General features: G+C 60.5%; 11 protein-coding genes, 1 tRNA gene, 1 other RNA gene and 1 riboswitch. Of the genes, 12 read left to right on the top strand and 1 reads right to left on the bottom strand.

Annotated features, from left to right (window positions below; translation table 11 throughout):
• A partial coding sequence (locus tag ACMNI9_RS08255; RefSeq protein WP_418831546.1) for an ABC transporter ATP-binding protein occupies positions 1-717 on the top strand: 717 nt, incomplete at its 5' end.
• A 341-nt stretch (positions 718-1,058) separates the two neighbouring features.
• Here ACMNI9_RS08255 and rnpB read toward each other — a convergent pair.
• Positions 1,059-1,420, bottom strand: an RNA gene (rnpB, locus tag ACMNI9_RS08250) — RNase P RNA component class A.
• A 215-nt stretch (positions 1,421-1,635) separates the two neighbouring features.
• On the opposite strand from rnpB, the gene ACMNI9_RS08245 reads away from it, so the two are divergent.
• From ACMNI9_RS08245 to thiC, 11 genes are all read left to right on the top strand, one after another.
• Positions 1,636-2,280 (top strand): thiamine diphosphokinase, encoded by a 645-nt coding sequence (locus ACMNI9_RS08245; RefSeq protein WP_114567243.1) that lies wholly within the window; start codon positions 1,636-1,638, stop codon positions 2,278-2,280.
• A 494-nt stretch (positions 2,281-2,774) separates the two neighbouring features.
• Positions 2,775-3,491 carry a precorrin-2 dehydrogenase/sirohydrochlorin ferrochelatase family protein gene (locus ACMNI9_RS08240; RefSeq protein ID WP_418831544.1) on the top strand — a complete coding sequence of 239 codons (717 nt, stop codon included), beginning with the start codon at positions 2,775-2,777 and terminating at the stop codon, positions 3,489-3,491.
• The gene (gene hemA, locus ACMNI9_RS08235) at positions 3,488-4,909 is read left to right on the top strand and encodes a glutamyl-tRNA reductase (RefSeq protein WP_418831542.1); all 1,422 of its coding nucleotides are present in this window, start codon (positions 3,488-3,490) and stop codon (positions 4,907-4,909) included. The genes ACMNI9_RS08240 and hemA overlap by 4 nt, the downstream gene beginning before the upstream one ends.
• The gene (gene hemC / locus ACMNI9_RS08230; RefSeq protein ID WP_114567222.1) at positions 4,897-5,880 is read left to right on the top strand and encodes a hydroxymethylbilane synthase; all 984 of its coding nucleotides are present in this window, start codon (positions 4,897-4,899) and stop codon (positions 5,878-5,880) included. The genes hemA and hemC overlap by 13 nt, the downstream gene beginning before the upstream one ends.
• Positions 5,877-7,457 carry a uroporphyrinogen-III C-methyltransferase gene (cobA, locus tag ACMNI9_RS08225; protein WP_114567223.1) on the top strand — a complete coding sequence of 527 codons (1,581 nt, stop codon included), beginning with the start codon at positions 5,877-5,879 and terminating at the stop codon, positions 7,455-7,457. The genes hemC and cobA overlap by 4 nt, the downstream gene beginning before the upstream one ends.
• 10 nt (positions 7,458-7,467) lie before the next feature.
• The gene (ahbC, locus tag ACMNI9_RS08220) at positions 7,468-8,667 is read left to right on the top strand and encodes a 12,18-didecarboxysiroheme deacetylase (RefSeq protein ID WP_418831541.1); all 1,200 of its coding nucleotides are present in this window, start codon (positions 7,468-7,470) and stop codon (positions 8,665-8,667) included.
• A gap of 24 nt (positions 8,668-8,691) precedes the next feature.
• Positions 8,692-9,681 (top strand): porphobilinogen synthase, encoded by a 990-nt coding sequence (hemB, locus tag ACMNI9_RS08215; protein WP_114567225.1) that lies wholly within the window; start codon positions 8,692-8,694, stop codon positions 9,679-9,681.
• A complete protein-coding gene (locus ACMNI9_RS08210) occupies positions 9,674-10,774 on the top strand; it encodes an Lrp/AsnC family transcriptional regulator (RefSeq protein ID WP_216529430.1) in 1,101 nt (366 codons plus the stop codon). The genes hemB and ACMNI9_RS08210 overlap by 8 nt, the downstream gene beginning before the upstream one ends.
• Complete coding sequence (hemL, locus tag ACMNI9_RS08205) at positions 10,771-12,093, top strand: glutamate-1-semialdehyde 2,1-aminomutase (RefSeq protein WP_114567227.1); 1,323 nt, start codon at positions 10,771-10,773, stop codon at positions 12,091-12,093. The genes ACMNI9_RS08210 and hemL overlap by 4 nt, the downstream gene beginning before the upstream one ends.
• Before the next feature lie 46 nt (positions 12,094-12,139).
• Positions 12,140-12,215 (top strand) — tRNA-Glu (locus ACMNI9_RS08200).
• Positions 12,216-12,348: 133 nt separating this feature from the next.
• A riboswitch (TPP riboswitch) is annotated at positions 12,349-12,475 on the top strand.
• On the top strand, positions 12,437-13,506 hold a 1,070-nt coding region (gene thiC / locus ACMNI9_RS08195; protein ID WP_418831538.1), incomplete at its 3' end, for a phosphomethylpyrimidine synthase ThiC. (Overlaps the previous riboswitch by 39 nt.)

Below are 13,506 nucleotides of genomic sequence, written 5' to 3'. Positions count from 1 at the left end.
ATCGAGGGGTTGAGCGCTGCGTTTCCTCACGGTGCGGTGACCAGCGTGGTGGGGCCGAACGGGTGCGGCAAGTCGACTATGGTGAAGCTGATGGACGGCATAGTGCGGCCGAGTGCGGGCGAGGTGCTGATCGACGGCGTTCCCACCTTGGGATGCAAGCCCAAAGAGCGGGCAAGGCGCGTTGCCGTGCTTGCTCAGGCCGGGCGTCCCCCGGCTATGACCGTGGAGCAGCTGGCGGCATGCGGACGCTATCCGTACCAGGCGCATCAAGGCAGGCTTTCGCGCGAGGATCGCGACCATGTTGAGCATGCGCTTGAACTTGCCGGGGTCGCGCGCTTTCGCCATCATGACCTGCGGCGCTTGTCCGGCGGAGAGCGTCAGCGCGCGTTCATCGCCATGACGTTGGCGCAGGATACCGACACCGTCGTGCTCGACGAGCCCACCACGTACCTGGACATTCGCGCATGCCATGAGCTCATGGAGTTGGTACGACGCTTGAATCGGGAGCAGGGAAAGACCGTGGTCATGGTCATCCATGATCTTGACCTTGCGTTGCGCTATTCCGATCGGCTGCTGGTCATGGAGCGCGGGCGCGCGACGGCGGCCGGCACGGTGGACGAGGTTCTGGAAACGGGGGCTATCGAGCATGCCTTCGGAGTGCGGATACGGGAGCATGTCTCGCCCGAAGGGAGCGCGTATTCGCTGTTCCCCGCGTGATGCGACGTTCGTGCAGTTCCGCTGTCGCGCTTCCCCCGCGTCGGCGACGTTCGTGCCGCCTGCTGCCGCGCTTTTCCGTACCGGAGCCTTTCGTGCCGCCCGCTGTCAAAACGGACGAGTTTTGCGGCGATTTTTCGCCCTGGCGGCATCGCTCTGCTTGATGCGTTTTTCATTGTACCAGGTCACAAGCTTGTCGCCTTGTATTATCCTTGCTTGAACATCAGCAAAACTCATCCGTTTTGACAGCGGAGTCGAATCTGCGGTCAGGCTCGGGGCTCAGGGGTGAGGGATGCGGGGCGCGGGGTAGTGGGCGGCGGGGTAGGTGCCGCGAGGTGGAAAGAAGTGCGAGCGGGTCGGTAAGCCGGGTTCTGTCGTTGGACGACCATTTATCTCGAACGCCTGTCGCCAGGCGCCTCAAGCACGCAACCCGAACGTACGACGGGCAGCCGTATCGCGTTCCTATTTGCGCTTGCTCCAGATGGGGTTTTCCAAGCCGCGCCGTTGCCGACGCGCTGGTGCGCTCTTACCGCACCGTTTCAGCTTTTCTCCCGTTGCCGCGCGCCGAAGCGCGTGTTCGCGGGGGAGTTTTCTTTTCTGTGGCACTGTCCGTCGGGTCGCCCCGCCCAGCCGTTAGCTGGCATCTTGCCCTGTGGAGCCCGGACTTTCCTCACATCCGAAGATGCGCGATCGTCTGGCCCGCTCGCGAATGGTATTCTAGCAAATCGAAAGCGGCGCGCTTGCGTGAAACTCGAAGCCCCTCGAAAAACCGATGTTTCAAGGCGATGAAGGCCGCATTGCGTCTCCTCGGTTGGGCGAGGGTTTTGCGAGCGAAGCCAAGGACTCGTTGTGGAGCTCTGCGTTTGCGCGCTATGCTATGCTGACAGGTCGAACGACAACGATGCGAAAAGGACGGACGATATGGCGGCTTGCGCTTTGGTGGGGGCGATCGATTTCAACGCAGATGATTTTCTCGCACGGCGCGAATCGGGCGAGATCGAGTATGTGATCGCCGTCGACGGAGGCTTCGCGCATCTAGAGGGCATCGGCGTGGCTCCCGATATGGCCGTGGGCGACTTCGATTCGCTTGGATACGTGCCGAAGTGCAAGCGCGTATCCCGTTATCCCGTGCAAAAGGATCAGAGCGACATGGAGCTGGCCATCGAGAAAGCCCTGGCATGGCGCTACGACGAGTTGCTGGTGTACGGCGGATTGGGCGGGCGGCTCGACCATACCGTTGCGAACCTGCAGTTGTTCGCGCGCTTCTCAGAGCAGGGCGCCTATATCACGGCCATAGCCGATTCGTACGCGGTGCGCCTGCTGACCGGTCCGGACGTGTTCGAGTTGCCGCTCCTTGAATTCGGGACGGTGTCGGTGTTCGCCGCCAATGATCGGGCTGAGGGCGTCATCGAGCGCGGCATGGCCTACTCCCTTGACGACGAGCCGCTTTCGAACCGCACGTCGCGCGGCCTTTCCAACGAGTTGACGGGCGAACCGGCAACTGTGGCCGTCGAATCGGGCACGCTGTACGTGTTCTACCCGCTATCGGAGGCTGTTCGCAACTAGCGCCGTTCGCGCGGGGCGTCGGAGTAGTTGTTCGGGCGTCCTTTTGAAAGCGGCATTGCTTCGTCGCTGTTGTTTTCGCGTGGAACGTTCTAGGGAAGACTTCCGATCGTTTCGAACGTGCGCTCCTCTTCTTCGCGCGTTATCTACAATGCTTGCGGACGTTTGTTCGATCCGCTTCTTTCGTTGTGCGGGAATGCGGTCGCAAAACGTGCGTCCCGCATGTAGCAAATCTCTTTCAAAAAGATGGTTGACGGCGACGTTGCGTCATGTCTTATGCTGCGCTTGCGGTCGATCGAGAATCGACTGAAGACGATGGCCCTTGTGCTTTAAGAAAGCGCAAGGCGAAAGACGAGAATCCGAGACAAGTTCAAACGAGGTTCGAAACGAACCGAAGAGTCGACGTGCGCGGCTTGGGCATTCGTGTGTCTTCATGTGCGAAAAGCAGGGCGGTTGTGCTGATCGCTGGGAAAGGAGACCAGTTATGAGGAGGTCGTATGGACAACTCAGTTGCGGTGTGTGCTCCGGAAAAGCCGCGTACGTGTACGCCGTATTATCCAGTGTTTCTTGACGTACGGGGACGTTTTACCGTTGTGGTAGGCGGTGGAAGTATCGCCGAGCGGAAAGTGGACGGGCTTTTGAAGGCGGGTGCACGCGTACGCGTTGTGTCTCCTGACGTTACGGCGGGCCTGGAAGTTCGGGTGAACGAGGGTTCGGTGACGCTTGAGCGACGTCTTTATGGCGAAGGTGATCTGAAAGGGGCGTTCCTCGTGTACGCCGCAACCGACGACGCGGCAATCAACGAAGCTGTTTATGCCGAAGCCGAGGCGCGCGGTGTTCTGGCCAACGTCGCGGACGATCCGCAGCACTGCAATTCTATCGTGCCGTCCGTTGCTCGACGCGGATCACTGCAGTTTGCCGTATCTACTGGCGGCGCTGCGCCGGTGCTGGCGAAGCGTTTGCGATGCGAGTTGGAAGAGCGTTATTCGGATGATTGGGCGGTATACACGGATTTACTGTCTGAAGTGCGAATGCTCGTTCGCGATCGTATCTCGGGGGGCGAAACCGAGCGCGCTGCCGTGCTCGAGGCGGCATGTGATCTGGGGTTGCTCGGTCGTCTTCGCGCCGGCGAGGTTCTTGATGCGGAATCGGTTTACATCGAAGCTCTCGATGCCGCCGACGAGTCGGGCTTTAAGGCTGGCGAATCGCGATGATGCTTTTGTCTGCCGGCGTGAGCCATGCAAGCGCTTCCGTAGAGCTGCGGGAAAAGCTGGTTGTACCTTCCGAAAAACTGAACGTTGCCCTTGAGTGCCTTGTTTCGAATGACGTGGTGTCGGAGGCGGTCGTTCTGTCCACGTGCAACCGCACCGAGGTGTATGCGACGGTTGTCACCGTGACTGATGGAATACGAGCTATCTTTGATTTCCTACAGGGTCTTCCTGGCATGAAAGACGCCGATGCGGAAGCGCTTGCCCAGGCTCTTGTCGTGAAGCAGGGTCCGGGAGCGGTGGAGCATTTGTTTCGAGTTGCTTCGTCGCTTGATTCAATCGTGCTTGGCGAAGCTCAGATCATCGGCCAGGTAAGGCGCGCGTTTGCGGCCGCCGAAAGCGCTGGTGCGGTGGGCGAGGTGACGCGCCGGCTGTTTCGCAGCGCTCTCGAAGTTGGAAAGCGCGTGCGGGATCAGACGGCTATCGGTTGTCGTTCGGTGTCGATTTCCACGGCTGCGGTTCAACTTGCCGAACGAGAGCTGGGGACGTTGGACGGACGAAGAGCGCTTGTGGTGGGCGCCGGCGAAATGGGAATGCTTGCTCTCGGGTACCTCAAAGAGCGTGGAGTGGAAAACATTACGGTGGTTAATCGCACGTTCAAGCGTGCGAGAGAAGCTGCAGCTCGTGTGGGTGGCAAATCGGTGAAAATCGACCAGTTGGAGAAGGAGCTTGCCCGAGCCGATCTGGTGGTTGCTTGCGCTGGCGGCGAAGAGTTGCTGGTGACTCGTGCCATGATGTCTCGTTCGTTGAAGAAGCGGATCGATGGATCGCACCGTCTTGTGACGGTGGATGTGGGGATGCCTCGAGCGGTCGACCCCGAATGTGCGCGCATGGAAGGGATCGTTTGCTTTGATCTTGATGATATTGGCGCAGAAGCAGCCGGCAACGCTCGTATTCGCGCAGCGGAATCGGTGCGAGCGGAAGCTCTTGTAGCTGAACAGGTTGACGACTTCCTTTCTTGGATGCAAGAGCAAGTGGTGACTCCTACGGTGAAGCAGATGCATGGCAAGGCTCGTGACGTGTGCGAGCTGGAAGTTGCTCGCGCCGCTAAAGCGCTTGCCGCGCTTCGGGAGGGCGCGTTGTCTGACGGCGAGCGCGCGGTGCTTGATTCGCTTGCGAACGCTGTGGCGAAAAAACTGCTTCATGGACCCACGGCCCGCTTGCGCAAGCAAGCAAGCGATCCTGACGCTTACCGTTATACCGAAGCCGCACGCTATCTGTTCGGTCTTGACGCGTACCCGCAGGGATTCTCATGCCGCAGCGACGATGGCCGCATGTGTCGACTGTCCTCCGGCTCTGCTTGCGCTCGTCGCGGTTGCGGTGCATGCCCTCATGACCGAAAGGATGCTCCATGCCTTGTTTGAAAATAGGCTCTCGTGGCAGCGAACTTGCTTTGTGGCAGGCTCATCACGTTGCCGACCGTTTGCGCCTTGTCCGTCCGGATATCCAGGTCGAGATCGAGGTCGTGAAGACCAAAGGAGATCGGGTTCTCGATGTGGCTTTGTCAAAAATAGGTGACAAAGGGCTGTTTACGAAAGAGCTCGAGCAAGCCTTGCTCGATGGTCGTGTAGACGTATGCGTTCACTCCATGAAAGACGTTCCCACGGTGCTGCCGGAAGGTCTTGTGCTTGCGGGGTGCTTGGAACGAGCGGATGCCCGCGATGCCCTCGTTGCCGTGCCGGGCGCGACGTTCGCTTCCTTGCCTTCCGGCGCGCGTGTGGGAACGGGTGCTCTTCGTCGTCTTGCTCAGCTGAGAGCGGTGCGCGACGATCTCGAGTACATGGAGGTTCGAGGGAACCTGGATACCCGGATAGCTAAAGTGCGCGATGGATCGCTTGACGCTATCGTTTTGGCCGCCGCTGGGATAAAGCGTATGGGTTGGGAGCGCGAAATCGTCGAAGCATTCCCTGTCGACGTTGTGGTTCCCGCCGTAGGGCAGGGGGCGATTGGGCTCGAGATACGCGCTGATGACGAAGCCGTAGCTCGCGTTTGCGCTCTTGTGTGCGATGCGGTCACCAACGTATGCGTGACGGCTGAACGCTGCGTCATGCGCGCTCTCGATGGAGGGTGCCAGGTACCCCTGGGAGCCTATGCCCGCTTCGAAGGCCCTGAACTGGTTCTCGACGCGTTTGCGGGGAGATTGGACGGCACTCTCGCATTGAGGAGTCGGCTGCGCACGAAGCTTTCGCAGCCTGGCTGCCTTGTCGAAACCGAGCAGGCTGTGCGTGAGGCTCGTGCGCTCGCCCTTGCAGCCGTGGAGGATCTTGAGTCTCTTGGAGCGCGCGCTGTTCTTGACGAGGCGCGTGTTGCAGGCGATGAAAGGCGGCTTGCATGACAACGCCAAAGCCGATCGGTCGCGTAGAGGTCTTTCTCGTGGGTGCAGGGCCGGGAGATCCTGGCTTAATGACGGTGGCGGGCGCCGCCGCGCTCAAACGCGCCGATGTCGTGGTGTACGACTATTTGGCAAATCCCCTGCTTCTGGCGCATGCGCCCGGCTCTTCCGAGTGCGTATACGTGGGGAAGAAGGGTTTTTCGAATCACGTAACCCAAAACGAGATCAACAGCTTGCTCGTTGACAAGGCTCGCCGGCTTGAAGCGCGCGGCGGCGGGGTGCTCGTCCGCCTCAAGGGCGGCGATCCGTTCGTGTTTGGTCGAGGCGGCGAAGAGGCCGCCGCGCTCCGCGATGCCGGCGTGGCTTGCTCGATCATTCCGGGCGTAACGAGCGGGATTGCTGCGCCGGCGTATGCAGGCGTGCCGGTTACGCATCGTGGCATGGCATCGTCGGTCGCGTTCATCGCGGGAAGCGAGGATCCGACAAAAGACGAGTCCTCCCTCGACTGGGAGGGCATCGCGCACGGCGCGGACACGTTGTGCTTTTACATGGGCGTCCGAAACTTGCCCCTCATCTCCCGCAAGCTCATGGAGGCTGGCCGGGATCCGGAAACGCCCGTTATGCTCGTACGTTGGGCGACGACGCCTGATCAAGAGGTGCTTTCGGGCACGTTGGCAACGATAGCCGAAAGCGCAGCTGCTGCCGGATTCAAGGCGCCCGCTATTATCGTGGTCGGGGCGGTGGTTGCCTTGCGTGAGCGCATCGCTTGGTACGAATCCGGGCCGTTGGCGGGCATGACCATTGCGGTCACGCGCGCACGTTCTCAGATAAGCGCGTTGGCGTTGCGGCTTCGCTCGCTTGGCGCCTGCGTCTTGGAGCTGCCCGCCATCGCCATAGCGCCGCTTCCCTCCTATGATGAGGTCGATGCGTGCATAGCAGACTTGAGGTCGTATCGTTTCGTGGTGTTCACGAGTGCGAATGGCGTGAAGGCGTTCTTCGAGCGGTTGTCGCATGCCGGTTTGGATTCTCGTGCGCTTGCGAGTGCGCGCGTTGCCGCTATCGGCCCGGCTACGGCTGAGGAATTGAAAGGATACGGCATTGCAGCCGACTTCGTGCCTTGTGAGTACCGAGCGGAAGCGGTTGCCGATCAGCTTATCGAAGCGGGTTTGGCCGATGGCGATCGAATACTTGTTGCTCGAGCGTTCGAAGCTCGGGAGATCCTGCCTAGCATGCTGCGTGCGCGCGGAGCTTCGGTCGACGTCGTTCCCGTGTATCGAACGGTGGCCCCATCGCGGGAATCAGTGGAGCCTTCGTTATCGCGCCTTCTTGCCGGAGATGTTGACGCCGTGACGTTCACTTCCTCGTCTACCGTGCGAAATTTTGCGAGCCTTGTGAACGACGTCTCTGCGGACTCCTCGTCGTTGCTCGAAGGATTGTCTTGCTACTCTATCGGGCCCATCACGTCGGCTGCCGCCTTCGATGAAGGCTTTTCTATCGCTGCCGAAGCCAAGGAGTATACGATCCCCGGCTTGGTGGAGGCTATTGTCGAGCATCGGGCTGCATGCTCCGAAGGAAAGTGAGGAAGCGTTTATGATTGGGATATCGAAATTGTATTGCGGGGCTGTGGAACCTGCTGACGTACTGCGTTACGGTCGTAATTCGCGCAGCCTGCCAAGCGAGCTTCTTCAGTTCTCGAGGGACAAGAAGCCCGTTGTCGTGTGGAACTGCACTCGAACGTGCAATCTTCGGTGCGTGCATTGCTATGCCGGATCCGAATGCAAGCTCTACGAAAACGAGATGGGTACAACCGAAGCTTTGCGCATGATCGACGATCTGGCTACGTTTGGCGCGCCGGTGCTTTTGTTCTCGGGGGGAGAGCCGTGCATGCGTCCCGATGTCGTGGAGTTGATGCAGTACGCGAAGAGTCGCGGTATGCGCGTGGTCCTGTCGACGAACGGCACCCTCATTACGCCTGACCTTGCGAAGCGTTTCGCCGAGGTCGGGCTGTCTTACGTTGGCGTATCCCTTGACGGTTCACGCGCGACGCATGATCGGTTCCGCGGTTTGCCCGGGAGTTTCGATCGGGCGATCGAGGGCATTCGAAACGCAAAGGCAGCCGGCATGAAGGTTGGCGTGCGGATGACGATCAGCAAGCGCAATTGGCGCGAGATAGGCGACGTGTTCGACATCATGGAAACCGAAGGCATCAATCGCGCTTGCTTCTACCATTTGGTGTACACGGGGCGCGGCAGCGCGCTCATGGACGAGGACCTCGATCATGGGGAGACTCGCGCGGCGGTGCGCTTCATCATGGATCGCACGCGGGCATGGTTCGATCGCGGGGGATCGCCCGAGATTTTGACCGTGGACAACCATGCCGACGGCCCCTTCGTGTACCTTGAACTGCTGCGGGAAGACCCCGCCCGCGCTGAAGAGGTGCTGCAACTGCTCCAATGGAATCGCGGCAATTCGACAGGAGCAGGCATTGGCTGCATAAGCTGGGACGGCGAGGTGTACGCTGATCAATTCTGGCGCCATTTCCCGTTGGGGAACGTGCGCGAACGTTTGTTTTCGGAGATATGGACCGATACGAGCCGTGCAACCGAGCAAAGCGAGCTCATGTTCCGGCTCAAGGATAAGCGCCCCTTCGTGGAGGGCCGGTGCAAACGCTGTCGCTGGCTTGCTATCTGCAATGGAAACTTTCGGGTGCGCAGCGAAGCGGCAACGGGCAACTTATGGGGCCCTGATCCGGCTTGCTACTTAACCGACGAGGAAATCGGCGTCGCGTAGGCGCGTCGGAGAGGAGGCTACCGTATGAGATTTCCCGATTACCGTCCGCGTCGCATGCGTGCAAATCCCACGGTGCGCGCATTCGTGCGCGAGACCGTTTTGGACCCGAGCGACTTCATCTATCCGCTGTTCGTCAGGTCGGGCGCAGGCGTGCGCAACGAAGTTGCATCCATGCCGGGGGTGTTCCAGCTTTCGGTTGATCAGCTTGCGTCCGAGGTGGACGAGTTGCGACGTTGCCACGTGGGATCGCTTATCCTGTTCGGGTTGCCCGCACGCAAGGATGCGCGGGGAAGCGAGGCGTACGACGATCATGGAATCGTGCAGGAAGCTGTTCGCGCGATAAAGCGCCATGCGCCCGATTTTCATGTGATTACGGATGTGTGCTTGTGCGAATACACCGATCATGGGCACTGCGGCGTACTCGATGAACGGGGCGACGTGAAAAACGACGACACGCTTGCGCTTCTTGCTGCAGAAGCCGTGAGCCACGCGCGTGCCGGCGCCGACATGGTAGCGCCTTCGGACATGATGGACGGGCGCGTGGCTGCTATTCGCCGCGCGCTTGACGAAGCGGGATTCTCGCAGGTGCCCATCATGGCGTACTCGGCGAAATACGCGTCAGGTTACTACGGGCCGTTTCGCGATGCTGCCGATTCTGCGCCGGCGTTCGGGGATCGCTCGACCTACCAGATGGATCCCGCGAACAGTGACGAGGCGCTGCGCGAGGTGCAACTCGATATCGAGGAGGGAGCCGACTTGGTCATCGTGAAGCCGGCGCTTTCCTATCTTGATGTGGTGCGGCGAGTGAAGGATTCCTTTGCGTTCCCTGTGGTAGCTTACAACGTGTCTGGAGAGTACGCTATGGTGAAAGCGGCTGCGGCGCAAGGATGGATCGACGAACGTCGCGTGGTTCTGGAGACGCTGTTGTCCATGAAGCGCGCCGGTGCTGACGTTCTTATCACGTATCATGCCAAAGACGCTGCTCGTTGGATCGTCGAGGATTGCCATGCATGACGATAGCAGTCTCTTTTCGGTCGAACGTACGACGTGCGACAGCTTGGGGGCGGCGGTTTCCCGTACGGTTCTCACGCAGGTGCAGCACGCGCTTCCCCTGTGCGAGCGGCCTTACGCCTCTCTTGGGGAGGCGTGCGGCCTATCGGAAGGCGAGGCGTACTGCGTCGTGGAGTCGCTTCGATCGGAAGGGATCGTTCGCCGTATCGGTGCGAGTTTCGAATCTTCTCGTCTCGGATACGCATCGACGCTTGTCGCATTGGCGGTTGCTTCCGATGAGATCGAGCGCGTTGCTGCTTTGGTGGGCGAATATGCGGGCGTCACGCACAGCTACGAACGCGATAACCGGTACAACCTGTGGTTCACGTTTATCGCGCGCGGCGTGTTGGAGCGCGATGCCGAACTTAAGCGTATCGTAGCTGCAACAGGGTGCGACGACTGCCTCGTGCTTCCTGCGCGCCGGCTGTTCAAGATAAACGTTGCGTTCGATGTGGCCGAGACGTCGGTCGGCGGCGATCTTGCGCGCGCCGCTGCGAAGCCTGCGTCGGCCTACGCGCCTCTCGAGCCGTCCGGCATCGTTGCCGAAGAGCTCGATGCCGCCGACCGTGCGCTGGTTCGCGCCCTGCAGGGAGACCTCGCTGGCACGTTGCGTCCCTTTGCTCGAGCCGCACAAGTCGCGTCGGAATACGCGAACCGGACGCTTGGAGAGACGTGGGCGATCGACCGCACGCGGTCGTTACTCGAGACCGGAGTTGCCCGTCGTTTCGGCGCCATGGTTCGCCATCGGCGCATGGGCTTCGCCGGCAACGCGATGGGCGTGTGGGACGTGCCCGACGACAAGGTTCTTTCCGCTGGCGCAGTGTTGGCAGCTCCGTTGCTCGTGAGCCATTGCTACGAACGCCCTCGTTGCGTCACGTGGCCGTACAACCTGTATACGATGATTCACGGATACGACCGCGCAAGCTGCCAGCGCATGGCAAGCGAACTGCATTTCAACCTTGGCCAGGAAGGCATCAGCGTGCGTCCGCCGCGCTTGCTGTATTCCACGCGCGAGTTCAAAAAGACGTCAATGCGATACTTCGAGGAGGATCAATGAAAGTCGCCGCTCTTTCGCGCAACCGTTCGGCTGCGCTGTTCTCTGAGGCATGCAGGTGCATACCGGGGGGCGTGAATTCGCCTGTTCGCGCATTTGCGAACGTCGAGGGCGCTCCGGTGTTTTACGAACGTGCTTTCGGAAGCCGCGTTGTCGACGTGGACGGCAACGAGTACGTTGACTTCATCGGTTCATGGGGTCCCATGATCCTGGGGCATCGCCCCTTGGAGGTCCTTGACGCCGTGCGCTCCCAGCTTGAGCGGGGCCTGTCGTTCGGCGCACCCTGCGAAGCGGAAGTGCTCCTAGCCGAAAAGGTATGCGCGTTGGTCCCGTGCGCCGAAAGGGCGCGCATGGTGTCTTCAGGAACCGAAGCCACCATGAGCGCGGTGCGCCTTGCGCGCGGGTTCACGGGCAGGCCCCTCGTGATCAAGTTCGACGGGTGCTACCATGGCCACTCCGATGCGCTGCTGGCAAGCGCGGGCAGCGGCGTTGCCACGCTTGGCATACCTGGGACGCCGGGCGTTACCAAAGGTGCTGCACGCGATACGCTTGTCGTTGCGTACAACGATCTCGACGCTGTCGAGCGTGTTATGCATGCTCATGAAGGAAAGGTCGCCTGCGTTATCGTAGAGCCTATTGCGGGAAACATGGGCGTCGTGCCCCCTGCGGCCGGTTTTCTGGAAGGATTGCGCCGCTTATGCGATCTTTCAGGTTCGCTTTTGATTTTCGATGAAGTGATCAGCGGGTTTCGCGCAGCGCTCGGCGGCGCTCAGGAACGTTTCGGGGTTCTGCCGGATCTCTGCACGTTGGGGAAGATCATCGGCGGCGGGTTTCCCGTTGGCTGTTTTGCAGGGCGAGCCGATGTGATGGAGGCTCTTGCTCCCTGCGGCCCGGTGTACCAAGCTGGGACTCTTTCGGGGAATCCTGTTGCCATGGAAGCAGGGCTCGCCACCCTTGCGGTTCTCGAACGTCCAGGGGTCTATGAAGAGCTTGAGATCAAAGGGCTTCGTCTGGAGACCGGCCTCAAGCAGGCCATTGCCGAAGCGGGTGCGCCTTGTACCGTGAATCGATCGGGCTCTCTTGCCACGCTGTTCTTCTCGCCCGAGGTCGTTCGCGATTACGAAGTCGCTCGTGCATGCGACATCGCTGCTTTTTCGCGTTATTTCTCGAGAATGCTCGATCGCGGATTCCTTGTTGCCCCGAGCCAGTTCGAAGGATTGTTTCTTTCTCTTGCTCACTCCAATGAGGACATCGACGGGTTCGTTCATGCGGCAGCTGAAGTGCTTGCCGAACTGTACGGGGAGAACCGGTCGTCTTCCTGATCGCATTCAAGAGGCTTTTTTGGAACTAGGGTCTCGATGCCTACAAGCCCCCATCGTCTAGCGGCCAAGGACGCCGGCCACTCAAGCCGGAAACGGAGATTCGAATCCTCCTGGGGGCACCACGCATTCTCCCGGCATGTCCGGGTGCATTCTTTCGTGCTGCCATGCGCGCATAGCGCCGCTTCCGTGAAAAACCCGTCGTTCGCATCCGGTCCACCTTGTTCTTTCGCGATGACGGCTATACTGATCGCGTACCTTTTCATACCGGGGAGCTTGCAGCCGCATCGCGGCCGGGCAGGCTGAGAGGAAGCGCCGACGCACGCTTCGACCCGAGGAACCTGACATGGGTAATGCCAACGAAGGGAGCTTCATGACGCAGATCGATGCGGCACGTGCCGGAACCGTCACGCGCGAAATGGCGATCGTCGCCGAAAAAGAGGGGCTCGACCCCGAATTCATCCGGGAGGGCGTGGCTGCAGGCCGCATAGCCATTCCCGCGAACATCCATCACGCAAGCCTCTCGCCTGAAGGCGTAGGCGGCGGGCTTCGCACCAAAGTCAACGTCAACCTGGGCATTTCGGGTGACCTTGCCGACGAAGCCGAAGAGTGGAAAAAGGTCGAAGTGGCGTTCGAGCTGGGTGCCGAGGCCATCATGGATCTGTCGAACAGCGGCAAGACGCAAGGGTTCCGCACGCGCCTCATCGAGAAGTCGTCGGCCATGATCGGCACCGTGCCCATGTACGACGCCATCGGCTATCTGGAGAAAGCGCTCGTAGACATCACGGTGGACGACTTCCTGCGCGTGGTTCGCGCGCATGCGGAAGACGGCGTGGACTTCGTCACCATCCACGCCGGCATGAACCGACGCACCATCGAGTCGTTTCGCGAAACGGGGCGTCTTACCAACATCGTGAGCCGCGGCGGGTCGCTCATTTTCGCCTGGATGGAAGCTACGGGCAACGAGAACCCCTTCTACGAGTTCTACGACGACGTGCTGGCCATTTTGCATGAGCACGACGTAACCATCAGCATCGGCGACGCCATGCGTCCCGGCTCGACGTTCGATGCGACCGATGCGGGTCAGATCGCCGAGCTTATCGAGATCGGCAAGCTTACGAAGCGCGCGTGGGACGCCGGCGTGCAGGTGATGGTGGAGGGCCCCGGGCATATGGCGCTCGACGAGATAGCCGCGAACATGAAGCTGGAGAAGCGCCTGTGCCATAACGCGCCCTTTTACGTGCTGGGGCCCCTTGTTACGGATATCGCCCCAGGATACGACCATATCACGGCAGCGATCGGCGGCGCGGTCGCTGCCAGCTCGGGAGCCGATTTCCTCTGCTACGTGACACCCGCCGAGCATCTGCGCCTGCCCGACGTGAACGACGTGCGCGAAGGGCTGGTTGCCACGAAGAT

It is taken from the genome of Paraeggerthella sp. (assembly GCF_048427265.1).
Lineage (GTDB): Bacteria > Actinomycetota > Coriobacteriia > Coriobacteriales > Eggerthellaceae > Paraeggerthella > Paraeggerthella hominis.
Note: the sequence above shows the minus strand (reverse complement) of the source record. Positions and strands in the feature narration are given on the sequence as shown.